The 25,123-nt window shown below is 58.7% G+C and carries 19 protein-coding genes and 2 pseudogenes; 15 read left to right on the plus strand and 6 right to left on the minus strand.

Going from position 1 to position 25,123, the window contains the following annotated elements; translation table 11 throughout:
- Positions 1-56: 56 nt before the first annotated feature.
- The 3 genes from ABH912_RS01725 to ABH912_RS01735 all read left to right on the plus strand — a co-directional run bounded on the left by ABH912_RS01725 (position 57) and on the right by ABH912_RS01735 (position 3,389).
- Positions 57-1,055 (plus strand): ATP-binding protein, encoded by a 999-nt coding sequence (locus tag ABH912_RS01725; RefSeq protein ID WP_429509396.1) that lies wholly within the window; start codon positions 57-59, stop codon positions 1,053-1,055.
- Between the two features lie 119 nt (positions 1,056-1,174).
- Positions 1,175-1,711 carry a vWA domain-containing protein gene (locus tag ABH912_RS01730; RefSeq protein ID WP_429509397.1) on the plus strand — a complete coding sequence of 179 codons (537 nt, stop codon included), beginning with the start codon at positions 1,175-1,177 and terminating at the stop codon, positions 1,709-1,711.
- A gap of 31 nt (positions 1,712-1,742) precedes the next feature.
- Positions 1,743-3,389 carry a phospholipase D-like domain-containing protein gene (locus tag ABH912_RS01735; protein WP_429509398.1) on the plus strand — a complete coding sequence of 549 codons (1,647 nt, stop codon included), beginning with the start codon at positions 1,743-1,745 and terminating at the stop codon, positions 3,387-3,389.
- Positions 3,390-3,392: 3 nt separating this feature from the next.
- Here ABH912_RS01735 and ABH912_RS01740 read toward each other — a convergent pair.
- Both ABH912_RS01740 and ABH912_RS01745 read right to left on the minus strand, forming a co-directional pair.
- A pseudogene (locus ABH912_RS01740) lies at positions 3,393-3,755 on the minus strand (HisA/HisF-related TIM barrel protein); the annotation flags it as partial.
- A gap of 31 nt (positions 3,756-3,786) precedes the next feature.
- Positions 3,787-5,338 (minus strand): annotated as a pseudogene (locus ABH912_RS01745) (MFS transporter).
- Positions 5,339-5,441: 103 nt separating this feature from the next.
- Between ABH912_RS01745 and ABH912_RS01750 the strand changes: the two are divergent.
- Complete coding sequence (locus ABH912_RS01750) at positions 5,442-6,308, plus strand: LysR family transcriptional regulator (RefSeq protein WP_429509399.1); 867 nt, start codon at positions 5,442-5,444, stop codon at positions 6,306-6,308.
- Positions 6,309-6,321: 13 nt separating this feature from the next.
- Here the strand turns inward: ABH912_RS01750 and ABH912_RS01755 are convergent, their stop codons facing one another.
- A complete protein-coding gene (locus tag ABH912_RS01755) occupies positions 6,322-6,765 on the minus strand; it encodes a thioredoxin family protein (RefSeq protein WP_429509400.1) in 444 nt (147 codons plus the stop codon).
- Between the two features lie 271 nt (positions 6,766-7,036).
- Between ABH912_RS01755 and ABH912_RS01760 the strand changes: the two genes are divergently transcribed.
- The 9 genes from ABH912_RS01760 to ABH912_RS01800 all read left to right on the plus strand — a co-directional run bounded on the left by ABH912_RS01760 (position 7,037) and on the right by ABH912_RS01800 (position 14,701).
- Positions 7,037-7,471, plus strand: coding sequence for a hypothetical protein (locus tag ABH912_RS01760; protein ID WP_429509401.1), 435 nt, complete (start codon positions 7,037-7,039; stop codon positions 7,469-7,471).
- A gap of 401 nt (positions 7,472-7,872) precedes the next feature.
- A complete protein-coding gene (locus ABH912_RS01765; RefSeq protein ID WP_033061661.1) occupies positions 7,873-8,721 on the plus strand; it encodes a transporter substrate-binding domain-containing protein in 849 nt (282 codons plus the stop codon).
- Positions 8,722-8,772: 51 nt separating this feature from the next.
- Complete coding sequence (locus ABH912_RS01770) at positions 8,773-9,435, plus strand: amino acid ABC transporter permease (protein ID WP_008015908.1); 663 nt, start codon at positions 8,773-8,775, stop codon at positions 9,433-9,435.
- Between the two features lie 8 nt (positions 9,436-9,443).
- Positions 9,444-10,106: an amino acid ABC transporter permease gene (locus ABH912_RS01775; RefSeq protein WP_008033040.1), complete on the plus strand. Its 663-nt coding sequence runs from the start codon at positions 9,444-9,446 to the stop codon at positions 10,104-10,106.
- A complete protein-coding gene (locus tag ABH912_RS01780) occupies positions 10,103-10,909 on the plus strand; it encodes an amino acid ABC transporter ATP-binding protein (RefSeq protein WP_033061662.1) in 807 nt (268 codons plus the stop codon). Before ABH912_RS01775 ends, ABH912_RS01780 begins: the two co-directional genes overlap by 4 nt.
- A gap of 45 nt (positions 10,910-10,954) precedes the next feature.
- Positions 10,955-11,344: a RidA family protein gene (locus tag ABH912_RS01785; protein WP_033061663.1), complete on the plus strand. Its 390-nt coding sequence runs from the start codon at positions 10,955-10,957 to the stop codon at positions 11,342-11,344.
- Positions 11,345-11,584: 240 nt separating this feature from the next.
- On the plus strand, positions 11,585-12,349 hold the full coding sequence (locus ABH912_RS01790; protein WP_033061664.1) for an IclR family transcriptional regulator: 765 nt from the start codon (positions 11,585-11,587) through the stop codon (positions 12,347-12,349).
- Between the two features lie 39 nt (positions 12,350-12,388).
- A complete protein-coding gene (locus ABH912_RS01795) occupies positions 12,389-13,606 on the plus strand; it encodes an amino acid deaminase (RefSeq protein WP_429509402.1) in 1,218 nt (405 codons plus the stop codon).
- Positions 13,607-13,765: 159 nt separating this feature from the next.
- Entirely contained in the window at positions 13,766-14,701 is a 936-nt protein-coding gene (locus ABH912_RS01800) for a sugar kinase (RefSeq protein WP_429509403.1), read from the plus strand.
- 125 nt (positions 14,702-14,826) lie between these two features.
- Here the strand turns inward: ABH912_RS01800 and ABH912_RS01805 are convergent, their stop codons facing one another.
- On the minus strand, positions 14,827-15,102 hold the full coding sequence (locus ABH912_RS01805) for a peptidylprolyl isomerase (RefSeq protein WP_007898282.1): 276 nt from the start codon (positions 15,100-15,102) through the stop codon (positions 14,827-14,829).
- Positions 15,103-15,157: 55 nt separating this feature from the next.
- Positions 15,158-17,695, minus strand: coding sequence for a PAS domain S-box protein (locus tag ABH912_RS01810; protein WP_429509404.1), 2,538 nt, complete (start codon positions 17,693-17,695; stop codon positions 15,158-15,160).
- 120 nt (positions 17,696-17,815) lie between these two features.
- On the opposite strand from ABH912_RS01810, the gene ABH912_RS01815 reads away from it, so the two are divergent.
- Complete coding sequence (locus ABH912_RS01815; RefSeq protein WP_429509405.1) at positions 17,816-18,925, plus strand: PilT/PilU family type 4a pilus ATPase; 1,110 nt, start codon at positions 17,816-17,818, stop codon at positions 18,923-18,925.
- Between the two features lie 314 nt (positions 18,926-19,239).
- On the plus strand, positions 19,240-23,142 hold the full coding sequence (locus tag ABH912_RS01820; protein ID WP_429509406.1) for a hypothetical protein: 3,903 nt from the start codon (positions 19,240-19,242) through the stop codon (positions 23,140-23,142).
- Positions 23,143-23,161: 19 nt separating this feature from the next.
- Here the strand turns inward: ABH912_RS01820 and ABH912_RS01825 are convergent, their stop codons facing one another.
- On the minus strand, positions 23,162-25,117 hold the full coding sequence (locus ABH912_RS01825; protein WP_429509407.1) for an acetoacetate--CoA ligase: 1,956 nt from the start codon (positions 25,115-25,117) through the stop codon (positions 23,162-23,164).
- Positions 25,118-25,123 lie beyond the last annotated feature (6 nt).

The following is a 25,123-nucleotide window of genomic DNA, read 5'->3' on the forward strand; positions in this document are numbered from 1 at the left end:
GGGCGATCCCCCTGACACCCCACCACCAAATCAACGACCACGGACCCAGACAAACCATGACCGACACCCCCCATTTCCCGCTTTCCGCCGTGGTCGGCGCCGACGATCTCAAACTCGCCCTCTACCTGACCGCCATCGACCCGAAAATTGGCGGCGTGCTGATCGAAGGCCCGCGCGGCATGGCCAAATCGACCCTGGCCCGAGGCCTGGCGGATCTACTGGCCAGCGGCCAATTCGTCACCTTGCCGCTCGGCGCCACCGAAGAACGGCTGGTCGGCACCCTCGACCTGGACGCCGCCCTCAGCGAGGGTCGCGCACAGTTTTCCCCCGGTGTACTGGCCAAGGCTGACGGCGGCGTGCTCTACGTGGATGAGGTCAATTTATTGCCCGATCACCTGGTGGACCTGCTGCTGGATGTGGCCGCCAGCGGCACCAACCTGATCGAACGCGACGGCATTTCCCATCGGCATTCGGCGAAGTTCGTGCTGATCGGCACCATGAACCCGGAAGAGGGTGAGCTGCGTCCGCAACTGCTCGACCGCTTTGGCCTGAACGTCGCCCTCAGTGGCCATACAGCACCGACTGAGCGCGGCCAGATCATCCGCCGACGGCTGGATTTTGACAGCGATCCCCACAGCTTCTGCGCCGAATGGGAAAGCCAACAGCAGTCTCTGCGCGAACGTTGCCAGAAGGCGCGCAGCGCGCTGGCAAGCATCCCGCTCGACGATCATGCACTGGCGCAGATTACCGAGCGCTGCTTTGCCGCCGGTGTCGATGGCTTGCGGGCCGACCTGGTCTGGTTGCGCGCGGCGCGTGCCCACGCGGCGTGGCGTGGGGCGAGCAGCATCGCCGAGGAAGATATCGACGCCGTCGCCGAATTTGCCTTGCGCCATCGTCGCCGCGAGCAGTCGCCTCCGACACGGCAACAAAGCCAGCCGCCTTCCACCCAGCATTCCACCCCAAGCGAAGGCCAGGGCCAATGGGGGGAAATGCCCGCTCAGGCGCTCCCGGTCGGCGCACGACGTGACGTGCCGAGCTGGCCAAAAAAGCCCTAGGCATTCGCCCTCGATCTGACGCGGGGGCGAATGCCAGACCCCGCGCCGGACGGCTGGACAATGGCAAGCAGGGTAAACGTCACGCGGCGCGCAGCGGCTCGATCAACTGGCCGGGCACCTTGCTGAACGGCCGCCCGCGTCAGCGTGATGATGTCTTGTTTCACCTGCGCACCCGTTCGCCCCACGAACTGTGGCTGGTGATCGTCGACGCTTCGGCTTCGACTCGTCGCCATCAGGCGTTGAGCGATGCCAAGGGCTTGCTCGCGCAACTGTTCGACGATGCCTATCGCCAACGTGCGCGTCTGGCGTTGCTGACTGCCAGTGGTCATGTGCCGAAGTGGCAGGTGCAAGGGTTGAAAGCCTCCGCGGGTTTGCGCAACTGGCTTGATGGGCTGGGAGCTGGCGGTGGTACGCCGTTACTGGCGGCGCTGGGTGAGGCAGGGCGCTGGCTGGCGGCACGACAAAAACGTTTTCCGGCGGAACATCAGCGCTTGTTGCTGGTGACCGATGGCCGATTGAAGGACTGGTCGATGTTGCCGGCGCTTGATTGTCCGGGTCTGCTGATCGACATCGAACGCGGGCCGATTCGGCTTGGACGGTCTAAAATCCTGGCTGCCGACTTGCAGGCCGAGTACCGGCATATCGATGACATGTAGAGGTCGCAGCAGTCTTTCACAGGAGTGAACCATGCGCGTTCTAGCCGCCAACCATCAGGATGATTTTCGCGTCAAGGCCTACGCCGGTACCAATGGCGTGCTGTTGGCCATGGACCTGGCCGAACCCCGCCGCAAAGGCCTCTTGGGTTTCGCCATCGAAAAACAGCAAGGCCCCAAGCCCTGGCTGTTCCTGTTCAACAGCCTGACTTTCCCCGGCAAGGTGCATACGTTTCCCCAGTTTCATGCGACCCCCAGCGATATCGCACCGTTGCAGAAATTTCGCTGGGCCGATTACGCGGTCAATCCGGGGATGACGATCCATTACCGAATCCACCTGGCCTACGGCAGCGTTGATGCGCCGCAACTGGGTGAATTCCTGGAAGTGACGGTCACCTCCGACAATGGTCAGCCGAATCACCAAAGCGTGATCTTCAATCGCGCAGTGGCTGCCAGCCAGGCGTTCCAGCGCAAGTTTCCCGAACTCGACGCGCTGATCAGCGCCAACAAGAACCTGCCCATCGAAGCCTGGCCGGATGCCCCGCGGCAATGGCTGGAAAACGGTTTGCTCGGGCGTTTGCTAGGGTTTATCGAGCGTGCGGTGGATGGCCAATGGGCGCTGGACATTGCTATCTACGAGTATGAATTGCAGGCCATTGTCGATGCGGTCAATGCCGCGTTCGAGCGTGGGGTCAACGTTCGAGTCCTGTATCACGCTCAACCGGGTGATGAAGACACCACCATGAACGAAACCAGCCTGGAAAAAATCCCGGCAGAGAACAAGCGCGGGCGGGTCACCCACAATATCTTCCACAACAAATTCATGGTGCTGAGCCGGCTCGACGCGGCGGGGCAGCATCAACCCGAAGCGGTGCTGTGCGGCAGCACCAATTTCACGCCCAACGGCGTTTACCGCCAGGCCAACGTGGTGCATGTGCTGGACGACACACGCGTCAGCGCCAGCTATCTGCACACCTTCGAGCAGGTCTGGGCAAACCCGGCGGATGTCGGCGCCAGCCGAAACTGGATCACCCAAAACAACCCGATGGATCCGCTGCAACCGACGTTCGCCGGGTTCTCTCCACGCTCGGGCGGAGGGGATCTGGATGAGTTTGTCGAAATCATCAACGCCGCGAAAAAGGACGTGCTGTTCGTCACCGCGTTCGCCTTGCCCGACGACATCCTGAACGGTTTACTCGGCCAGCCCCACGACGATATTTTGCGTTACGGCCTGCAAAACACCGCCAGCCGTATCACCGGTTTTCACGCCGACCGCACCGCCGAATTCGCCGCCACCGCGCTGCTCAACACCGGGCTGGAAGGGTGGCTGCGAGAGAACATGAAGGGTCAGAAGGGCAACCTGCTGGTGCACACCAAAGCCGTCGTGACGGATTTCACCAGCGATGCGCCGACGATCATCAGCGGTAGCCACAACCTCAGTGCCGCGGCCAGCAATGGCAATGACGAGAACTACCTGATCATTCGCGGTGATACCGATCTGGCAGACCGTTATGGTCTGGAGCTGCTGCGGTTCTACGAGCATTACCGCTTTCGCTATTTCGCCAAGAAGCTTGCGCTCAAGCAGGTCCAGCCATTGGCGACGGATGACAGCTGGACTGATGATTACTATCGCGCGGGGGATTTGCGGATGCTGTCGAGAATGCGCTTCTCGGGGCGATAAGCGCTATGACCTGTTCATCGCCTGCCGGTACTGGCGAGTCCGCCGGGCGATGTACACGCGGTCGAGGATCAATGCCCATAACGCCGAAACGTCAGGATGGGTCTTGCGCCCGCGGCTCAGGCGATTGAGCTGGAATTTCACCACGGCCATGCTCGCCAGTGCTGCCAGGGGTTTGCGCTTCCAGAGAATCGGCGGCAGTTGCGGGTGACTGTTCTGGCCTTCGCGCCAGCGTTTGACCAGTTGAGGTTCAATCGCCAGCGCCGTGCCGATGCCGGCCATGGCGATGCCACTGTCGAGCACCTGTTCGACGATCGCCAGGCGTCGAATCCCGCCTGCGGCCATCACCGGCACGAAGGCATGGGCTGCGAAGCGAATGCCCAGCGGGTATTGGCGAGGTTCAAGCCTTAGCGCCGAGTGCTGCAGTCGAGGGGGCAGGGATCGGATTGCGCATCAGCGTGCCCACCACCAGCGCACCCAGTAATGCCAGCAAACCTGCAACCCAAAGCAGCAGGCTGAAACCACCGACGAAGGCTTGCCGGGCCAACGGCTCGACCACGGTGCGCGCGGTTTCTGGCAGCAGGCCCATCGCCGCCGTCATGTCGCCGGCCACCACCCGTGAAGCAATGCTCTGTGTTTGATCGAGCCATTGCGTGCCATGTTCCGACAGACTGGTGCGCAACAACAGCTCGGTATGACTGGACAGCAACGCGCCGAACACGCCGATGGCCAGCACGATGGCGCTGAAGCGCATGGTGGTGCTCATGCCTGAGGCCATGCCAGTGCGCTCCCGTGGCACGCAGGCCATGATGTTCTTTTGCGTATCGCCGTTTAGCAGCCCGGCACCGGCGCCCGTCACGGCAATCGCCAGGGCGAAGGGCAGGTAACCGCCGCTGCTGACCGCCCAGGCGCTGAGCAGGTTGCCGCTGCCGACCAGGGTCAAACTGGCGGCCATCAATGTGGCGGGGGCAAATCGATTCGCCAGACGTACGCCGATGCGCGGGCAAATCAGCATGGTCAGGGCAAACGGCAACATCCCCAGCCCTGAAGCGATGGCCGAGAAACCCAGGCCGTTTTGCAGGTAGAACGGCAGCAGGGTCATCATCACTTGGGCGCAACCGGCGTAGGCAAACATGCCCAATAGCGCGCCGATGAAACGCGGGATGCTTGAACAGTTGCAGGTCAACCATTGGCCGCCGCTGCAGCCGTTCAATCACTACGAACAGCCCCAGCAACAAGGCGCCTCCGATCAGCCGAGCGTAGGTCAGCGGGTTGCTCCAGCCGATCCGGTTCGCCTCGATCAGGCCCCAGATCAGGCACAACAAACTCGCACTGAACGCCAGGCTGCCCCAGGGATCGAGGCGTGCGGACTGAGTGTCGCGGGACTCCGGCACGGCGCGCCAGACCATCACCATCAGGAACACTCCGACGGGCAGGTTAAGGTAGAAAATCCAGCGCCAGCCCATGTATTCGGTGATCAGCCCGCCGACCGTCGGCGCGGCGGTCATCGCCACCCCCATGCACGCGCCCCAGAACGCCCAGGCCTTGGCCCGTTCCACTTCATCGTGAAAGGTGTGGCCGATGGAGGCGAGGGCCGAGGTCAGCAGCAAGGCCGCGCCGACACCCTTGATCGCCCGGGCGATGTCGAGGAACAGCGCATTGGGCGCGGCACCGCAACCGATGGACGCAAGGATGAAAATGCCCAGCCCACAGAGCAAGGTTTTTTGCCGGCCGAAGCGGTCGGCAATGCTGCCAGCCGGCAACAAAAGAGCGGCGAAGGCCAGCATGTAAGCGCTGACGACCCATTCGATGTCGGCAAAGTTAGCACCCAGGTCGCGGGCGATCGTGGGCAGGGTGACGGCGACAATGTTGGTGTCGAGAACGATCAGCGAGCAAACGCCTGAGGCTGTGAGTAACGTCAGTCGCGGACTTACCTTGGGTTTGACGGGCATGGCAGCGTTTCTCTACTGTAAAAGTCTGTGCAGCTTATCGCCGGCTGCTACTTTCCTTGTTAGGTACGCCTTGTCACTTCATTACCTTTGAGCTAACGCAACGATGGATATTCGGCATTTCCGCTATTTTCTGGCCGTTGCCCGGCAAGGCAACTTCACCCGCGCCGCCGAACAACTCGGTATCGCCCCGCCGACCTTGACTCGACAGATCCAGGACATGGAGAACGAACTCGGCACGCGATTGTTCGTGCGCCAGACACGTGAAGTCAGCCTGACCGAGGCCGGCGCCGCGCTGCTGATCGAAGCGGAGGCGACAGTGCGGCAATTCGAATACGCTCAGTACAACGCCCAGCGTGCCGGGCGCGGGGATATTGGCCATATCGAACTGGGTTACGTGGCTTCGGCGGTGTATTCGGGCTTGCTGCAGAAACAAGTGCAAGCCTTCAGCCGCGAGTGTCCTGACGTCAGCCTCAACGTACGGGAAAGTCCCATGGCGTCATTGCCGATGATGGTGGTCGAGGGGCGTTTCGATATTGGCTATGTCCGCTCACCCATGACCTTGCCGGAAGGCCTGGATGCCATTCGCCTGGATGCAGAAGGTTTTGTGCTGGCGGTGTCGGCCGAGTCCTGGCTGTGCCGATTGCCAGAGATTGGTCCGGAACATTTGCAGAACGAGACGTTCATCCTGCCGGAGCAAATCAGCGGCACCCTGCAAGTCGCCGCCGAGGGTGGATTTGCGCCGAAACTGGGGGCGCAACCGGGTGGGCTGGTGGCGGTCATTGCATTGGTGTCGTTGGGGCAGGGCGTTGCAGTCGTGCCTGAATCAGTGGTCGGGCATGTGGGTTTGCCCGGTGTGTTGTACCGGGCAATCAAAGGGTGCGAGGCGAGTTCGTGGTTGTCGTTGATTTATCGTCGGTTCGAGAAGTCTGCGGCGGTCGCCAGGTATATCGAGCAGGTCAAAAATCGCTAAGCGCGAAAGCAATCTAACAGCACACCCGCCGATTCAACTGCCGAGTTGCGCGAGGCACAGTGCGCAACATTCGCAGGGTCTGACGCAACCACGCCAGATCGTGAGCCGGTTTACGCTTCGTCGTTGTCGGTTTCACCTTGCCAATGTGCCTGGCGAAGTCTTCCTGCAGGGTTTGCTCAGTGCCGATTCCCTTGAGCTTCTTCAGCAGCTTCCCATCCTTGTAAAACAACACGGTCGGAGTGCCGGTGACGTTCGGGTGGCGGGGTGATTCGCTGGTATTGAGCATGTAGATGTTCGCGTGATGGCGATATCGCTCGCCGATCTGACGAAAAATCGGCCCGGCTGTTTCGCAGGCGGGGCAGTGCTGACTGCCGAAGTAGAGGATGACCGGACGCCAGGTTTTCAGGGCTTTGCGGTAGACCGGGGCCAGTGCTTTGCGCGCGTTTGTTGAGCTCATTGAAATCTCCTTTTTCACAGGGCACCAAGTGTCTGCTGACGGTAAAGGAGAGGGGAGGATAGGTCTACTGTCAAAAATTACAGGTCTATTTGGTCAGCGTAGGAGCGTCTGAAACAGATCGTGCCGTTGGTCGGTTAGTTGACAGACCTGTCAAGTTTGACAGTTGTGATTATTTTTGGCCCCGCGCTGAATAGCCGGACTGTTTTCATACGGTGCCATGCACTTTATGGAGCACAGGGAGGGACTTTTTCACACTGACAGGAGTTACACCATGACCGGTAAAAATTTAGTTGGAAGTAAAGATAATCTGATAGTCGATAGTGAGTTCACACAAGGCGAGAAATACTGGCAGATCCACCTGCCTCCCTCTACCCCCGCCTGGGCCGAATTTCGTGATGGTTACTGTCACGTGAAGGGTGGCGCTAACGTCGGACAAAATTTGGAGCTGAAACTTGGCAAGTACCATTTTTCATTCGAAGGTCTTTTTACAGATGTGACCACAAGCTACGCCAACCTAGCGCTAGAACTTTCAGGTCTGCGCAAGCAAATCGATGTAAAGAGTGGGTCCGACTTCACACCGTATGAGTTCAATTTTTCCGTAGACAAAACAGTAGCTGAGGGTGACTACGATTTTTTTAGTTTAATGCTGGTAGGGAATGAGAACGGTGGAAAATTTCGCAACTTGAAATTGGTTTTGGTGGGCTGAGGTTGAGACGAACCTCCCCGCTGAATCTTTGATTGGCATTCGAATTTTCTTGATTACTCAGGCACAAAACGATTTCGCCATAGCGGTCAACGTTGTGGCGTTATCGCCACACCGTTGACAATTTTCGCGGGGAAATTCTCCTTGTACTTTGAGTACCAGGATGTTGTTACACGCGTCATTTTGTTTCATGTCGACTCATCTCTGTAGCCAACGGTAGCGCTTTTCAGCCGCCGTGTGCGGTGACGTGGTTTGACCGGTCGCTGACATCTCCTTGATTCAAAACATTTTCCATTTCCTCTAAGACACTCTTCGTCGTCTGTGGCACACTTTCTGCTGTCTATTCCGTTGTTACATACCAATATCCGGTATAGCGGAATAAACATCACCCTGGAGTGCTTGCCATGCATCGCCGACCTTCCTTGTTTAAAGCGTGTGTTTTTGTTCTCGCGGCTTCGGCTGCTGTCATGGGTGTGGCCCAGGCGGCGGACAGCAAGCTCGATAGCGTGCTGGCCCGCGGGAAACTGATTGTGGGCACGGGCAGTACCAATGCGCCGTGGCACTTCCAGGGAGCGGACGGCAAGTTGCAGGGGTTTGATATCGATATCGCGCGGATGGTGGCCAAGGGGTTGTTCAACGATCCGAGCAAGGTCGAGTTCGTGGTGCAGTCGTCCGATGCGCGGATTCCCAACCTGCTGACCGACAAGGTCGACATGAGCTGCCAGTTCATCACCGTGACTGCCAGCCGAGCGCAGCAAGTGGCGTTCACGCTGCCGTACTACCGCGAAGGTGTCGGCCTGCTGTTGCCGGCCAACAGCAAGTACAAGGAAATCGAAGACCTTAAAGCTGCCGGTGACGGCGTGACCGTGGCGGTGTTGCAGAACGTGTACGCCGAAGAACTGGTGCATCAGGCGTTGCCCAAAGCCAAGGTCGATCAGTACGACAGCGTGGACCTGATGTATCAGGCGGTGAACTCCGGTCGTGCCGACGCCGCGGCCACCGATCAGTCGTCGGTGAAATACCTGATGGTGCAGAACCCAGGCCGCTATCGCAGCCCGACCTACGCCTGGAGCCCGCAAACCTACGCCTGCGCCGTCAAACGCGGCGATCAGGATTGGCTGAACTTCGTCAACACCGTTTTGCATGAAGGCATGACTGGCGTGGAGTTCCCGACCTACGCGGCGTCGTTCAAGCAGTGGTTCGGGGTCGATCTGCCGTCGCCAGCCATCGGTTTCCCCGTCGAATTCAAATGATCCCGTGAGAGCGGGGCGGTTCCGATCGCCCCGTTCAAGGTACTGCTGACCATGAACTATCAGTTGAATTTTGCCGCTGTGTGGCGCGATTTCGACACCTTGCTGGCGGGGCTCGGTCTGGGCCTTGAGCTGGCGTTGGTGTCGATCGCCATCGGTTGCGTGATCGGCCTGATGATGGCGTTTGCTTTGCTGTCAAAGCACCGCGCGTTGCGGGTGCTGGCGTCGGTGTATGTGACGGTGATCCGTAATACGCCGATTCTGGTGTTGATTCTGTTGATCTACTTCGCGTTGCCGAGCCTGGGGATTCGTCTGGACAAGATCCCGTCGTTCATCATCACGCTGTCGCTGTATGCCGGGGCCTATCTGACTGAAGTATTTCGCGGCGGGCTGTTGAGCATTCCCAAGGGGCAACGTGAGGCCGGGTTGGCGATCGGTCTGGGCGAGTGGCAGGTCAAGGCGTACGTTACGGTGCCGGTGATGCTGCGCAATGTGCTGCCGGCCTTGTCGAACAACTTCATTTCGCTGTTCAAGGACACCTCGCTGGCCGCGGCGATTGCCGTGCCGGAGCTGACCTATTACGCGCGCAAGATCAATGTCGAGAGCTACCGGGTGATTGAAACCTGGCTGGTGACCACAGCGCTCTATGTGGCGGCCTGTTACCTCATTGCCATGATGCTGCGTTACCTCGAGCAGCGTCTGGCGATTCGCCGATAGGAGGCCACATGTACGAATCCCCTAGTTGGTTGCATGAGTTGTGGGTTGCCCGGGAAGTGTTGTGGCAAGGCTTTTTGACCAGTGTGCAGGTCTCGGCCCTGGCGATTCTGTTGGGCACGATGGTCGGCATCGTCGCCGGCCTGGTGCTGACGTACGGCAAGTTCTGGATGCGCGCGCCGTTTCGGTTTTACGTCGACATCATTCGCGGCACGCCGGTGTTTGTCTTGGTGCTCGCCTGCTTCTATATGGCGCCCGCTCTGGGCTGGCAGATCAGTGCCTTTCAGGCCGGTGCGTTGGGGCTGACGCTGTTTTGTGGCTCTCACGTCGCCGAGATTGTGCGCGGCGCGTTGCAAGCACTGCCCAGCGGCCAGATGGAAGCGAGCAAGGCCATCGGCCTGACGTTTTATCAAGCGCTCGGTTACGTGTTGTTGCCTCAGGCGTTGCGGCAGATCTTGCCGACCTGGGTCAATTCCTCCACCGAGATCGTCAAGGCCTCGACGCTGTTGTCGGTGATCGGTGTGGCCGAGTTGCTGCTCAGTACGCAGCAGATTATCGCCCGGACGTTCATGACCCTGGAGTTTTACCTGTTCGCCGGATTTCTGTTTTTCGTCATCAACTACGCCATCGAATTACTCGGCCGGCACATTGAAAAGCGGGTGGCCTTGCCATGACTCAATCTTCGCTCTCTAACGCAAAAGATGCTCAAAACGGTCAGCCCCTGCTGGACATTCGCGGGTTGCACAAAAAGTACGGCCAGCTCGAAGTGCTCAAGGGCGTCGACCTGACTATGCAGCGCGGCAACGTCGTGACGCTGATCGGTTCCAGCGGTTCGGGCAAGACCACGCTGCTGCGTTGCGTGAACATGCTCGAAGAGTTCCAGGGCGGGCAGATCATGCTCGATGGCGAGTCCATCGGTTATGACGAGGTCAACGGCAAGCGCGTGCGGCACCCGGAAAAAGTCATCGCCCGGCATCGGGCCATGACCGGCATGGCGTTCCAGCAGTTCAACCTGTTTCCGCACCTCACGGCGTTGCAGAACGTCACCCTCGGTTTGCTCAAGGTCAAAAAGCTGCACAAGGATGAGGCGGTGGCCTTGGCAGAAAAATGGCTGGAGCGGGTCGGCTTGCTGGAAAGGCGCGATCACTTTCCCGGTCAGTTATCCGGTGGTCAGCAGCAGCGCGTGGCGATTGCCCGGGCGATTGCGATGAACCCGAGCCTGATGCTGTTCGACGAAGTCACTTCGGCCCTTGATCCGGAACTGGTGGGCGAAGTGCTGAGCGTGATCAAAGGCCTGGCCGAGGACGGCATGACCATGCTGTTGGTGACCCACGAAATGCGCTTCGCTTTCGAGGTCTCGGACAAAATCGTTTTCATGAATCAGGGGCGGATCGAAGAGCAGGGGCCACCCAAGGAACTGTTCGAACGCCCGCAATCACCGCGTCTGGCTGAATTTCTCAAGAACACGCGGTTCTGATTTTTTCAAAAGAAGTCTTTAACGTTTCAATCAGGAGAAACACTCATGAGCATTACTCGTTACGGCACTGGCAGTACTGCCGCTGGCGGTCAGCCTCGCCCTTTCGCCCGCGCCGTTGAAGCTGATGGCTGGCTGCACGTTTCCGGGCAGGTGCCGGCGATGGATGGCGAAATCATTGTCGGTGGTATCGTCGAGCAGACTCACCAGACCATGAAGAACCTGATCGCGATTCTCGAAGAGGCCGGTTATGGCCTGGAAGATGTGGTGCGTGCGGGTGTGTGGCTGGAGGACCCAAGGGATTTCACCAGTTTCAACAAGGTATTCTCCGAATACTTCAAACCCGAGCACGCCCCGGCCCGGGCCTGTGTGCAGGCGAACATGATGGTCGATTGCAAGGTCGAGATCGACTGCATCGCGTACAAGAAAAAGGCCTGAGATTTGCGGTGAGCTGAGGAGCGCCTTCACCCTAACCCTCTCCCGGAGGGCGAGGGGACTGATTTGTATCGATGCGGGTTGTGATGTCAGTCAGATATTCAAGCATCGATACGGTCAGGCTCCCTCTACCCCTTGGGGCGGTCCGACGTTTCGGGAGGGCGGGGGGTGAGGGGTGGTCCTGACTGACACCACCATCCCGGCCAGTTACTATCCCGGCGACTTTGTATGAGAACCACTGACATGACCGAAGACACCATCAAGCGCCGGGCTCGCGGTCTGGACCGGGCGTTCGATATCCTCGATTTCCTCAAGGAAGTCGGCAAGCCCCTGCGCCCGAACGAAATCGCCAGCGGCATCGGCAGCCCGAAATCCACGGTCTACGAGTTGGTTGCCTCCCTGCTGGAACGACGGATTCTGGAGGCCGTGGGCAAGGACGGTCACGTCTACCTCGGCCGTCAGCTGTATTTCCTCGGGCAGGCGCATTTACGCCATTTCGACCTGACCCGCGAGGCCGATCATGCCTTGCAGGAGATCGTCAGCCAGACCCGCGAAACCGCGCAGATGTGCCTGCTCAACGGGCGAAAATACACCGTGGCCTTGATGAAAGAGGGTGAGCGGCATTTCCGCATTTCCTCGGACATCGGCGAGAACGCGCCGATTCCCTGGACCGCTTCCGGGCGCCTGCTGCTGGCGCACTTGAGCGACCAGGAAATCGTCGACCTGATTGATCACGACGACTTCATCCTGCCCAACGGTGAACGCCTGCCGCTTGAACAGTTTCTCGGTGAAATCCGTCAGGCCGCTATCGACGGCTTCTTCTCTTTCGATAGCGTTGCCGACACCTTTACCCATTGCTTCGCCGCCCCGGTGAAAGACCCGAACGGCGTGGCCATTGCGACCCTGTGCATCGTCGCCCCACGGGCCGATGCCAAGAACAATTACAACGACTACCGCCGGGTGCTGATCGACAGTGCCAACAGCCTGGCCCGTCGCATCAACGAATAACCGCGGCTGCCCGCGGCCGCGAATGTGAGGAGTTCGACCATGTTTTCTGCCAAAAATACTGCCACCGTGGAAAAGGGCTTTGCCCACACAGGCGCCAATCTGGTGCGCGACGTCAGCCTGCCTGCGCTGGTGCTGCACCGCGAAGCGCTGGAACACAATATTCGCTGGATGCAGACCTTTGTCAGCAACAGCGGTGCCGAGCTCGCCCCCCACGGCAAAACCAGCATGACCCCGGCACTGTTTCGCCGCCAACTGGACGCCGGTGCCTGGGGCATCACCCTGGCCAGCGCCACGCAAACCCGCGCGGCTTACGCCCATGGCGTGCATCGGGTACTGATGGCCAACCAATTGGTCGGTACGCCAAACATGGCGCTGATCGCCGATCTGCTGGCCGATCCGGCCTTCGAATTCCATTGCATGGTCGATCACCCGGACAACGTCGCAGACCTTGGGGCGTATTTCGCCTCGCGTGGAGTGCGCTTGAACGTGATGATCGAGTACGGCGTGGTCGGCGGTCGTTGCGGTTGCCGCACGGAAGACGAAGTGGTCGCGCTGGCCAAAGCCATTGCTGCACAACCAGCCCTGGCGCTGACCGGGATCGAAGGTTACGAAGGGGTGATTCACGGCGATCACGCGGTGAGCGGCATCCGTGCGTTCGCTGATTCGTTGGTACGCCTGGCCGTGCAATTGCAGGACAGCGGCGCGTTCGCCATTCCCAAGCCGATCATCACGGCGTCGGGTTCGGCCTGGTATGACCTGATCGCTGAATCCTTCGAAGCGCAGAACGCCGGCGGGCGTTTCCTCAGCGTGCTGCGTCCCGGCAGCTACGTGGCCCACGATCACGGCATCTACAAAGAAGCACAATGTTGCGTGCTCGACCGCCGCAGCGACCTGCACGAAGGCCTGCGCCCGGCGCTGGAAGTCTGGGCTCACGTGCAGTCGTTGCCGGAACCGGGCTTTGCGGTGATCGCCCTGGGTAAACGCGACGTGGCCTACGATGCCGGGTTGCCGGTGCCGCTGTTGCGTTACAAGGCGGGCGTGGTGCCGGCGACGGGCGACGACGTCAGCGCCTGCAAGGTGACGGCAGTGATGGACCAGCATGCGTTCATGACCGTGGCGCCGGGGGTTGAGTTACGGGTGGGGGACATTATTTCCTTCGGCACTTCGCACCCGTGCCTGACGTTCGACAAGTGGCGTATCGGGTGCTTGGTGGATGAGCAGCTGAATGTCATCGAGACCATGGAAACCTGTTTCTAAGGCTTGATTCGCGTCCGGCCGTTTTGCGACCGCTTCGCGCTCGAACGCAGGCTTCGCCAGCGGCTACATAAAGCGGGTTCGCCACGCACGTGTAGCAGTTGCCGCAGGCTACGTCCGGCTGCGCAGCCGTCGTGAGCGGGTCAACATGAGAATTCAACAATGAACACCATCAGCACCCTCGGCCCCAACACCCCGCGCATCGCCCTGATCGGCGAATGCATGATCGAGTTGCAGCAACGCGCCGACGGCAGCCTGCAACAGAGTTTCGGTGGCGATACCTTGAACACGGCGGTCTACCTGTCCCGGGAGTTGGGCGAGGGCGGCACGGTGGATTACGTCACTGCGCTGGGCGACGACAGTTTCAGCGATGCCATGTGCCGGAGCTGGGCCGACGAAAACATCGGGCTCGGAATGGTCCAGCGCTTGCCCGGCCGATTGCCCGGCTTGTATTGCATTCAGACTGATGCTGCCGGCGAGCGGCGTTTTCTTTACTGGCGCAACGAGGCGGCAGTCCGTGATTGTTTCACCACCCCGGCCGCCGCGCCGATCCTGGCGGCACTGCCGGATTACGATGTGCTGTATTTCAGTGGCATCACCTTGGCGGTACTGGGTGTGCAAGGTCGGGAGAAGTTACTGGAAACCCTGATCGAAGCCCGGCAGCGGGATGCGCGGATCGTGTTCGACAACAATTACCGGCCACGTTTGTGGGCGTCGATCGAAGACGCACGGGCGGCCTATCGCAGCGTTCTGCCCTATGTCGACCTCGCGTTGCTGACCGTCGATGACGAGCAGGCGCTGTTTGATTTTTCCGATTGCGAGGCGGTATTTGCGGCTTACGAACAGATTGGCACGCCTGAAGTGGTACTCAAGCGCGGCGCCGAGGCGTGTCTGATTCGTTGTGATGGCGAGTCGTTTGAAGTGCCGGCGCAGGTGGTCGAGCGGGTCGTGGACACCACGGCGGCGGGGGATTCATTCAGCGCGGCGTATTTGGCCAGTCGCCTGAAAGGAGGCAGCCCGGTCGAGGCTGCTGAAGCGGGGCATCGGCTGGCGAGCCGGGTGATTCAGGTGCCCGGGGCACTGATCCCAAAAAATTGAAATGCAGATTTTGTGGCGAGGGAGCTTGCTCCCGCTTGAGTGCGCAGCGCTCACAAAAACTTGGGGCCGCTCCGCAGCCCAGCGGGAGCAAGCTCCCTCGCCACAGAGGCCCAAAGGCCAATCGATCAATCCCGGTAAAACACCTGCACCAGGTGATAGCCGAACTTGCTCTTGATCGGTCCGTGCACAACCCGCAACGGTTTTTTGAAGATCACGGCATCGATCACCCCGACCATCTGCCCGGGCCGCACTTCACCCAGATCGCCGCCGCGCTTGCCGGACGGGCAGGTGGAATACTTCTTGGCCAGCACATCGAAGGCTTCGCCCTTGGCGATGCGTTGTTTGAGCTGCTCGGCTTCTTCCGAGGTTTTCACCAGAATATGGCGGGCTTGAGCTTTCATTGGGGCAGGTACCTTACAACGGTGGTGACAGCATGGCGCGCGATTATGCCTCAACTCACTCCGGTTGGCCGATCATCGCGCGAATCTTGTTGGCCAACAGGTCCATGGAAAAGGGCTTGGCCACCATGTCCATGCCTTCCTCCAGGAAACCCTGGCGCTCAGCGGCTTTTTCCGCGTAACCGGTCATGAACAGCACTTTGAGCTCGGGGCGATGCTGGCGCGCAATCTCCGCCAGTTGCCGACCGTTCATTCCCGGCAGCCCGACATCGGTGACCAGCAAATCGACCCGCAGGTCGGATTCCAGCAGGGGCAGGGCGGTCTTCGCGTCTTCGGCTTCATGGGCGTGATAACCCAGCTCGTTGAGCAGGTCGAGCACCAGCATGCGCACCGCCGGATCGTCCTCCACCAACACCACGGTTTCACCGGCAATCGCGGCCGGCGCCTCGCTGGTGACCGGCATCAGGACGTTTTCGGGCTCTGCGGCGTGCAGCCGCGGCAGGTACAGGCGAACGCTGGTGCCCTGGCCCGGCAAGCTGAACAGGCTGACATGCCCGCCCGACTGTTGAGCAAAACCATAGATCATCGACAGCCCAAGACCGGTGCCCTGGCCGATGGGTTTGGTGGTGAAGAACGGGTCGAAGGCCTTGGCCAGCACCGACGGTGTCATGCCGGTGCCGTTGTCGCTGACGGCAATCATCAGGTAATCCCCGGCCTTGACCGGTTCCAGGGTGTTGATGTCACTGCTGTCGAGGTAAACGTTGGCCGTTTCGATCCGCAACTCGCCGCCATCGGGCATGGCGTCCCGGGCATTGATCACCAGATTGAGCAGGGCATTTTCCAGCTGGCTGACGTCGGTGCTGACCGGCCATACGTCATCGGCCAGTTGCAGTTTGAGCTCGATGTGGTCGCCCTTGGTCCGGCTGAGCAGATCTTCCAGGGAATGGATCAGATCATTGGCGTTCAGCGGTTTGCGGTCCAGTGACTGCCGCCGGGAAAACGCCAGCAGGCGATGGGTCAGGGCGGCGGCGCGGTTGGCCGAGGACACGGCCGCCTCGCTGAAACGGCCCACCTCGGCGGCGCGCCCGTCGGCGATGTAGCGCTGCATCAAGTCGAGGCTGCCGATGATCCCGGTGAGCATATTGTTGAAGTCATGGGCGATGCCACCGGTGAGCTGGCCGAGCGCTTCCATCTTCTGCGCATGCCGCAACGCCTCTTCGGCGCGCTCGCGTTCGAACATCTCGTTCTGCAGTCGCTGGTTGGCTTCGGCCAATTGTTGGGTGCGGGCGGCGACTCGTTCCTCGAGCGTTTCGTTGAGATTGCGCAGGGCTTCTTCGGTCTGTTTGCGCTCGGTTTCGTCGATCACAAAGATATAGAAACCATTCACCGCACCATCCGAACCGTGGCGTGGCAAGTAATTCATCAGGGCATGACGGATGCTGCCGTCACGGTGCGGGGTGCTGATGCTGAAACAACAAGGCTTGCCGGACAGTGCCTGGGCGATGTGCTCGGCGCGCAAGGCATAGGCTTCTTCACCCAGTACTTCACGGATGGTTTTGCCAAAGAGCTCCTGAGGTGTCAGCCCGTACCAGTCGAGGTAGGCCGCATTGTTCAGGCGAAAGCGTTCCTCGCTGTCCACGTAGCTGATCAGGATGGGCATGGCGTTGATGATCAGTTGCAGCTCGGTCTGGCTTTGCCGCAAGGCTTGTTCTGTGTGTTTACGTTCGGTCAGGTCCAGGGCGGCGCCGAGGAAGCGGATCGGCCGGCCATGGTGGTCCTTGTAGCAACGACCCCGGGCAAACACCCAGCGCAGCTGACCGTCGGCCTGCAACAGGCGATATTCCTCGGCATACTCGGTGCCATGGGTGATGGAGTACTTGATGCTGCGGGCGACCATGGCGCGGTCTTCCGGGTGCACGCCCTGAAGGTAGGCGCTGATGGGCAACTGGCTGGCGAGCAGCGGATCGATGCCGTGTAATTGGGCGAAGTGGGTGTCGGCAATGAAGCGGTCTTCGTTTATGTCCCAGTCCCAGGTACCGACGGCGTCGGTGGCCGCGAGGGCCAGTTGCAGACGCTCCTCGGTTTCGTGCTGGGCCTTGAGGCTGGCAGCCGAACGCTGTTCGAGTTCGAGGGCGATGCGTCGGCGTTCGTTGGTTTCGATGGCAGTGACCAGAATCCCGGCGACCTGGGCGCTTTCATCGCGGATGGGGCTGTAGGTCAGGTCCAGCCAGAAGTCGGAATCATGGCCATCACGCTGCAAGGTGAAGCGCTGTTCGCTGTAGGTCCGCACCTGTCCTTGTAGGACGGCGCTGTAAATGGGGTCGGTAAAGTCTTTTAACTCTGGCCAGATCAGGTGTGTCGGCTGTCCGAATGCGTGTGGATGCTTGCTGCCGGCCAGCAGGGCAAAGCCGTCGTTGTAGATCTGCGTGAGCTGCGGCCCCCACAGCAACAGCATGGGCATCGGCGAATGAATCACAATATCCACGGCGGTTCGCAGGCTTTGCGGCCAGGTACTGGCAGCGCCCAGCGGGCTGCGTCTCCAGTCCAGTCGGGCAATCAAGGCCTGGGCATCGCTGCCGGTCGGTGATGCGTTCATCAAAATGTCCTGCATTTAAGTCGGTGTAGCGGCGTCAACTATCCTTGTACCGCAGTAGACGCTGTATGACCCTTTTTGGGTCATTTTTATTCATTGAATGCTTCGCGGGTGCTTTTTGCCATGGAAATCGATGCACTGTTAAGGCTCCTGGCCAGCCAGAATGGCTCCGATCTTTATCTGTCTACCGGTGCGCCACCCAGCGCACGGTTCGAGGGTGTGCTCAAACCCTTGGCCGATCAGCCGTTCAAACCGGGAGAAGTCGCGGCCATTGCCGCGTCCATCATGGACGCCGAACAGCGTCTGGAGTTCGACCGGGAGCTGGAAATGAACCTGGCGATCTCTTTGACCGGTGTCGGGCGCTTTCGGGTCAACATCTTCAAACAACGCAACGATGTGTCAATCGTGGCACGCAATATCAAACTCGACATTCCGCGTTTCGAAGACCTCAAGCTGCCATCGGTGCTGCTCGAAACGGTGATGCTCAAACAAGGACTGATGCTGTTCGTCGGCGCCACCGACTCGGGCAAATCAACCTCGCTGGCGGCATTGATCGACTATCGCAATCGCCACAGCAGTGGCCACATCATCACCATCGAAGACCCGGTCGAGTACATCCATCGGCACAAGAAATCGATCATCAACCAGCGCGAGGTCGGCGTCGATACCCGCAGTTTTCATGCTGCACTGAAGAACACCCTGCGCCAGGCGCCGGATGTGGTGCTGATCGGCGAAATCCGTGACCGCGAAACCATGGAGCATGCACTGGCATTTGCCGATACCGGTCATCTGGTGATTTCCACCCTGCATGCCCACAACGCCCATCAGGCGCTGGACCGGATCATCAATTTCTTTCCCGAGGAGCGCCGCACGCAGCTGCTTCACGACCTGGGCAACAACCTCAAGGCGTTCGTGTCCCAGCGGTTGGTACACACCCGGGACGGTCAGCGACGGGCGGCGGTGGAAGTGATGATCGGCACGCCGACCATCGGCGACCTGATCCGGCGCAATGAGTTTTCAGAATTGAAAGGGATCATGGAGAAGTCTTCAGAGGCGGGGATGCAGACCTTCGATGGGGCGCTGTTCGAGCTGTTTGTCGAGGGTGCGATCGATGAAGCAGAGGCGTTGAAACATGCGGATTCATTGAACAACCTGCGCCTGCGGCTGAAAATGCACGCCGAAGCCACGCCCGGCCCCCATACACCACCGGGTGAATGGGGGCTGATGGACTGACCCCATAGGAGCTGTCTTCGGCAGCACCTATAACAAGTTAGTTGTCGCAGGTGTTGTCGGTGAAAAGAATTAAAGCATGCTGATTGTTGACTAATAATCTGAAGTTACATCTGGAACTTTAGGGGTGCCACTTTTGTAAGTTGCTTGACATTCGGAGCGCGTGATTTGATGGGCCGGTTTTTGGCTGGCTAGTTGTACTGTGGTTGGTCTGTTGGAAATGTTACTTAATAGATTTGCTCTGGATTGTTCGGTTTGAGTAAGTAAGATCGGCCAGGACTGAATAAGTCAGTCAGCTAATTTATTAAGGTTGGGCTATGTATTTTGAATTAAGTGATAAGTTCTATAAACCTCTGGGTGGTTTCGGCAGAGAAGAGGCATTGCGTCAAGACGCGGATGCCGCTGAGCGGAAATTGATTTTGGGTGAACTGAAAGCTTGTCTGGCAGATTATGAACAAAAATTGATTTTGGACAAACTGAACGGTTGTCTGACAGATTGCAGTAGCGACAAAACAATAGATTGGTTTGATTACGAGATGGAGTTAAAGCAGGGCTCGTCGTTGTATGAGATCTATGTGCCGGGAAGCGTTCTGTTCAACGAATTGCTCAATACGGTTGCAATAAGAAGCGCACTCACCCAGGAAAACATGGGTGACGCCGAACTTATTCGTGTTACCCATTCTGGCAAGCTGGAAGTGTATGACGGCCATGGTTGGAGAGACCTCGTCGCGCTGGGATATTTTGACCACCGTAAGGCTGTTCGAGCTTCAATGGAGATCTTGGCGGACATCGCCAAAGAGGCCGGAGGTTGCCTGTGGGCGGACAACATTGTGATTGTCGATCAGTGGCTTCAATTTTATGGCTTCCATGTGCCAAAGACCGTTGCGCAGCTCACAAACCTGATCGGTTACTTCGAGTTTGATTGTCCTGAAGTCGATCATTTTGGCAATTATTGGGGGCAGATCATCACCGATGATCAATCGTTGATCGTATTGTCTGCCGAGCAACTTAACGATATTCGTCAGGCCACTGCAAAACTTATAACTGCGGACAAAAAGCTGCTGGACACACTGTACCGCGAAACGGGTGGCACTGTTGCAACGCACGATAACGCCGCCGAATGTATCGTTCGGTTGGCCAAGTATCCGGCGGCCCAAGCCTGCGCCATGAAACTCCTGAAGGAACTGGACTGGTTCGGTGCAACATCCGGGCAAGACGTCTCTGCACAGGCTCTTGGGCAACTATTGATAACCGCTATTTTGCTGGAGGTGTATCCGCACATTGGTAACGCTCAAGCCAGAAAGAGTATCGGCGGGTTCGATTTGTATGCACCGACCCATGTCGAACGATCTTCGTCGGTCGTGCGCAAGGATCTGGAAACCTTTCTACACAGCAAAGGCTGGGTGAATCCTGTCGTGGCGCCATTGGCATCGCACCTGCTGCTGGCGGAAATCGCGCCAGAATTTCTGGTCAAGGGTGTCCCGTCGTCGCTGATGATGGGTTCGGTTGGCTGGGTATCCTTCTGCGTTGGAGTTGCCCTGGTGGAAGCGGTCACCAAGGGCGCTTCGCGGGTTTTGACGTATACGCAGATTATGGCGTATGCCGAACTGGAGCCCGTCAGTGATCCGCTGGCACGTCTGCGGGATTTGGCAATGCTCGATCCAATCGTTGACTGGGCCTTGATGAATGACGTGGTGACGACAACGGAACTTAAGCAAGCGGAAAAGGAAACGACTGAGCGGGCAATGACAAAGTTCGAGGAGTACGTGGATCGCACGCACCTTGCCCGCGCCTATACCAGCGCCATTCCAAGCAGAAAAGACATCGCACGGGCGGCGATCAGGGGTGTCGAGCCAACGTGTGCCCTGGAAGATAAAACGCTCTATCAGCAACCCGGCCTACCTGGCTCACATACCGCCATGTCTATGGTCGACCTGCATATGTCCGGTGACCTGGTGGGTGGCGAGTGGGATCTGCTTGGGGTGTTCCCCGACGAACACGCTTACGGTGCGCCCGATTTGCTTTCAAGTATTACTAATCAAAAACATGAAGGTTACTATGATCCATCCATCGTCAGCATTCACAAAAGCTATCCGAGGCTGCAGCGGCTGGAGCCTAATGATCATAAGTATCACCGCCAACTGCGGGGTTACCTCGGCAGTTTGAACAATGCGGTGGTCAGAAATGTGAAGATGGCCCTTTCACACATGCCTCCCTTCGATCTGGAAACTTTTCTGAAAGGCAAGATCACCTTCTTTACCCTTCGCGGCCCGGCGATAGAGACCTCTTCCAGCCGTTTTGGGGGGCCGTTTACAATTAAAAAAAACTACGAAACCCAACAAGGCAAAGATGCTGTCACGGGGCGTTTTGGTATTGTCATGTGCGCGGCTCATGGAAACACTGTTACGTGCTATGAACTGTTTACCTTGCGTGGTGAACTACGTAGAAACAACACGCTTGGTGCGCTGATCGCCAACACCGGAAAACTGCAGGGCGTCGCCAGAGTGGATTTTAAAGGTGATCTGACAGCGCAACAGATACCGATGGATCCAGAACGATTGCCGATTATCCTCAGTGAATACACTGATGGTCTTGTAGAGGACAGTTCAGCCAGCAGCAGCGTGGCGATAATTGACAAGTTGGGTGAACTTGCCGCGCCGGCTACGCCATCGGAGCGCAAGCAGAGCGTTTATCAGAATTTTGAAAATCCGCAGCTTGTTAGAATTGCCAAGTTCATCGTCAATCATCGTCCGATGATGACGTTTGACGAACTTGAAGCAGTAGCCACTGTGCCAACAGTGCTTGAAACCCAGCGCAAAAAAGGCGAAGAAACTGCGACGTATATTGTCGATCTGGTCGTTCCCTTTAAAAAGTGCATCGAGGATCTATCTTCCGGGGAGCACAATCGGATGGTCGATGGGATGTATGGCTGCGTTATGGATGTCATCGCAGTGGGTGGGGGGCTTGTGGGGGCTGGCGCCAAAGCACTCAGCATCTCGGCGAAGGCTATCTCCATGGCTTCCAAAGCCGTCCGCCTGACCAAGCTCGCTTTCGTCACATCTGTTTCCCTCTTCAACCCCGTGGATGGCGTGCCTACGGCATTGTTCGGAGTCGGGAAACTCGTCCATAAGGGGGCGCTACGCTTTAACAGGCAGGCTCAAGAGATGCTCGGACTGGCGCAGTCCCAGTTGCACAAACTCAATGGCCGTCATAAAACCTACGACCTGGTTCGCGCAGCCAATAGCGCCGATATCACCGGACAGGGTACCTGGCGACCCCATGGTGTAACCGGTAACGCGCTAACGGTGGTGGCCGGGCGGAAGGCCCACCAATGGTATGCCCTTGATCGACTGGGCAAACCCTGGGGGCCAAAACTGAAAAACTTCACCTTTCAGGCCCCTATCCGGTTGCCGCGATTCAATAAGACATTGCCCGTCAGCTATACCCGACGGTTCATTGAGCAAAGCTTGCCGCTGGCGCGTACAAAAATCGACAACGCGATCAACGTCTTGACCCGTCTTGACTTGACGAAGCAACGCAACGCAATCATCAAGGTAATGCTGGGAAGCAACTCGAGCGATGCATTCGAACGGTTGGTGAACTATCTGAGATTGGTCAGGGCAGACTTTGCAGGTCTTTCCATCAGTAATATTTTTCTCGATCCGCTCAAGAACACTAACAATATTGCTGCTTTCAACATGGACGATTACAAGCAATGGAAAGCTGCAAAAGACCAGGCCGACACGAAATTCATCGAAATCTATACGCCCAATATCAACAAGCACTTCATCGGTCTGGGCTTCAACCATGACGTCGTGGCAGACGACTTGATTCATGAGGTGTTCCACGGTGCTGCACAAACTGATGATGTCAGCTATGCCCGCGATGCAGGACGCAACGGCGAAAGAGGGCAATTGCTGGATGTGGCTGCACTGCTGAACCTGGCGTCGGGACATCTGCCGGTTTCAGATGAGGGCCGTGCCTGTCACGCCAGTTCCAAGGCCTTTGAAAATGCTGACTCACTGGCGGTGACCACCTCGCTGCTGAGCCAGCTGTTTACGGACAAGGGTAGTTATGAACTCAATATGTCCATCCTGCGCGGCGCGCTTGAAGCAAACCCCGGTAGCGCGATTGACGAGCCGGTTCTGATCACTCTAAACAACGCTATTGCGCCGAATCCTGACAGTGGAAGGCGCCCACCTGGTTCGCGCATGGATTAACACACACCCGCATGATTGTTTAAGTTCCGAGTTCCGGCCGATCCCGAAACTGCTCAAGCGCTTCGGGATTGGCCAAGGCATCGGTGTTTTTTACCTTCTCACCATGCACCACGTTGCGCACCGCCAGTTCCACGATTTTGCCGCTGATGGTGCGCGGTATATCGGTCACCGCGACAATCTTCGCCGGCACATGCCGCGGTGTGGTGTTGGCGCGGATCACCTGGCGAATCTGCTGCTGCAGTGCTTCGTCGAGTTCGACGCCCTCGCGCAATCGCACGAACAGCACCACCCGCACGTCATCCTGCCATTGCTGACCAATAGCCACGCTGTCCAACACTTGCGGGACTTTCTCCACCTGACGGTAGATTTCGGCGGTGCCGATGCGCACGCCGCCGGGGTTGAGCACGGCGTCGGAGCGTCCGTGGATCATCATCGCGCCATGGGGCAATTGTTCCGCGTAATCGCCTTGGGCCCAGACACCTGGGAACTGACTGAAATACGAGGCTCGGAGCTTTTCCTGCTGGGGGTCATTCCAGAATCCGATGGGGATTGCCGGGAAGTGCCGGGTGCACACCAGCTCACCTTTTTCGCCGATCACCGGCTGGCCGTTGTCGTTCCAGACTTCCACCGCCATGCCCAGGCTTTTGCCTTGTATCTCGCCACGGCGCACAGGTTGCAGCGGATTGCTGTTCACAAAACACGAAACGATGTCGGTGCCGCCAGACATCGAGGCCAGGCACAGGTCAGCTTTGACGTCGCGGTAAACGTAGTCGTAACTCTGCGGCGACAACGCGGAACCGGTGCAGAGCACGGTTTTGAGGCTACTCAGGTCATGGCTTTCGCGAGGTTTGATGCCGCTGCTTTCCAGGGTCGCGAGGTACTTGGGGCTGGTGCCGAAGACACTGATGCGTTCGTCGTCGATCAGGTCGATCAGGCGCTCGGGGGCGGGATAAAACGGCGAGCCGTCGTACAGCACCACCGCGCTGTCCACCGCCAACGCCGAGACCAGCCAGTTCCACATCATCCAGCCGCAGGTGGTGTAGTAGAACAACCGGTCGCCGGGGCCGAGGTCGCAATGCAGGCCATGTTCCTTGACGTGTTGCAGCAACACGCCGCCGGTACTGTGAATGATGCACTTCGGCACGCCAGTGGTGCCGCTGGAATAGAGGATGTACAGCGGATGCGCAAAGGGCACGGGGACGAAATCCGGCTCGCCGCCAGCGTCGTAGAAGTCATCCCAGAGCGTCACGTTGGCCCGGGTGTGGAAGTGTTCGATGTGCGCCTGCGGTCGGGCGTAAGGCACGACAATCAACTGCTGCAAGGACGGCAAGCGTTCGAGGATTTCATTGACCTTGGCGGTCTGGTCGATGTCCTTGCCGGCATAGCGGTAACCGGCGCAGGTGATCAGCACTTTGGGCTCGATCTGGCCGAAGCGATCGATGACGCCCTGGGTGCCGAAGTCCGGTGAGGAGCAGGACCAGATCGCTCCCAGACTGGTGGTGCCGAGCATCGCCACGAGGGTTTGCCAGGTATTGGGCATGCACGCCGCGACGCGGTCACCGAGGCCGACACCGGCGGCTTTCAGGCTGTTTTGGAAACCGGCGACATGCTCGGCCAGTTCGGCCCAGGTCAGGTGTTCACGCTGGCCGTTCTCGCCGATGGCAATGACCGCCACGGCATCGTCGCGACGGCGCATCAGGTGTTCGGCGAAGTTCAGGGTGGCGCCGGGAAACCATTGGGCGCTGGGCATTTGCGCGCCCTCGACCAGCACAGCGTCCGGTTGATCGTGGAAACGGATGTCGAAGAAATCGACGATGGCCTGCCAGAACGCTTCACGCTGATCGATGGACCATTGATGCAGGGCAGGGTAGTCGTCGACATGGAGGTTGTGTCGCTGATTGATGAAGCGCCGAAAGGCCTCCATGCGGGTTTTGCCGATGCGTTTGGCGCTGGGTTGCCAGAGGATGTCGGACATGGCTTG

Origin of the sequence: Pseudomonas sp. BT76 TE3572 (assembly GCF_050435365.1) — a bacterium.
GTDB lineage: Bacteria > Pseudomonadota > Gammaproteobacteria > Pseudomonadales > Pseudomonadaceae > Aquipseudomonas > Aquipseudomonas fluorescens_W.

What these genes read in the sequence shown, in the direction of transcription:
- ABH912_RS01725 (WP_429509396.1), top strand. Translation starts at nt 57, where the DNA reads ATGACCGACACCCCCCATTTCCCGCTTTCCGCCGTGGTCGGCGCCGAC.
- ABH912_RS01760 (WP_429509401.1), top strand. Translation starts at nt 7,037, where the DNA reads ATGACCGGTAAAAATTTAGTTGGAAGTAAAGATAATCTGATAGTCGAT.
- ABH912_RS01775 (WP_008033040.1), top strand. Translation starts at nt 9,444, where the DNA reads ATGTACGAATCCCCTAGTTGGTTGCATGAGTTGTGGGTTGCCCGGGAA.
- ABH912_RS01735 (WP_429509398.1), top strand. Translation starts at nt 1,743, where the DNA reads ATGCGCGTTCTAGCCGCCAACCATCAGGATGATTTTCGCGTCAAGGCC.
- ABH912_RS01815 (WP_429509405.1), top strand. Translation starts at nt 17,816, where the DNA reads ATGGAAATCGATGCACTGTTAAGGCTCCTGGCCAGCCAGAATGGCTCC.
- ABH912_RS01810 (WP_429509404.1), bottom strand. Translation starts at nt 17,695, where the DNA reads ATGAACGCATCACCGACCGGCAGCGATGCCCAGGCCTTGATTGCCCGA.
- ABH912_RS01825 (WP_429509407.1), bottom strand. Translation starts at nt 25,117, where the DNA reads ATGTCCGACATCCTCTGGCAACCCAGCGCCAAACGCATCGGCAAAACC.
- ABH912_RS01780 (WP_033061662.1), top strand. Translation starts at nt 10,103, where the DNA reads ATGACTCAATCTTCGCTCTCTAACGCAAAAGATGCTCAAAACGGTCAG.
- ABH912_RS01770 (WP_008015908.1), top strand. Translation starts at nt 8,773, where the DNA reads ATGAACTATCAGTTGAATTTTGCCGCTGTGTGGCGCGATTTCGACACC.
- ABH912_RS01750 (WP_429509399.1), top strand. Translation starts at nt 5,442, where the DNA reads ATGGATATTCGGCATTTCCGCTATTTTCTGGCCGTTGCCCGGCAAGGC.
- ABH912_RS01785 (WP_033061663.1), top strand. Translation starts at nt 10,955, where the DNA reads ATGAGCATTACTCGTTACGGCACTGGCAGTACTGCCGCTGGCGGTCAG.
- ABH912_RS01800 (WP_429509403.1), top strand. Translation starts at nt 13,766, where the DNA reads ATGAACACCATCAGCACCCTCGGCCCCAACACCCCGCGCATCGCCCTG.
- ABH912_RS01755 (WP_429509400.1), bottom strand. Translation starts at nt 6,765, where the DNA reads ATGAGCTCAACAAACGCGCGCAAAGCACTGGCCCCGGTCTACCGCAAA.
- ABH912_RS01790 (WP_033061664.1), top strand. Translation starts at nt 11,585, where the DNA reads ATGACCGAAGACACCATCAAGCGCCGGGCTCGCGGTCTGGACCGGGCG.
- ABH912_RS01820 (WP_429509406.1), top strand. Translation starts at nt 19,240, where the DNA reads ATGTATTTTGAATTAAGTGATAAGTTCTATAAACCTCTGGGTGGTTTC.
- ABH912_RS01765 (WP_033061661.1), top strand. Translation starts at nt 7,873, where the DNA reads ATGCATCGCCGACCTTCCTTGTTTAAAGCGTGTGTTTTTGTTCTCGCG.
- ABH912_RS01805 (WP_007898282.1), bottom strand. Translation starts at nt 15,102, where the DNA reads ATGAAAGCTCAAGCCCGCCATATTCTGGTGAAAACCTCGGAAGAAGCC.
- ABH912_RS01795 (WP_429509402.1), top strand. Translation starts at nt 12,389, where the DNA reads ATGTTTTCTGCCAAAAATACTGCCACCGTGGAAAAGGGCTTTGCCCAC.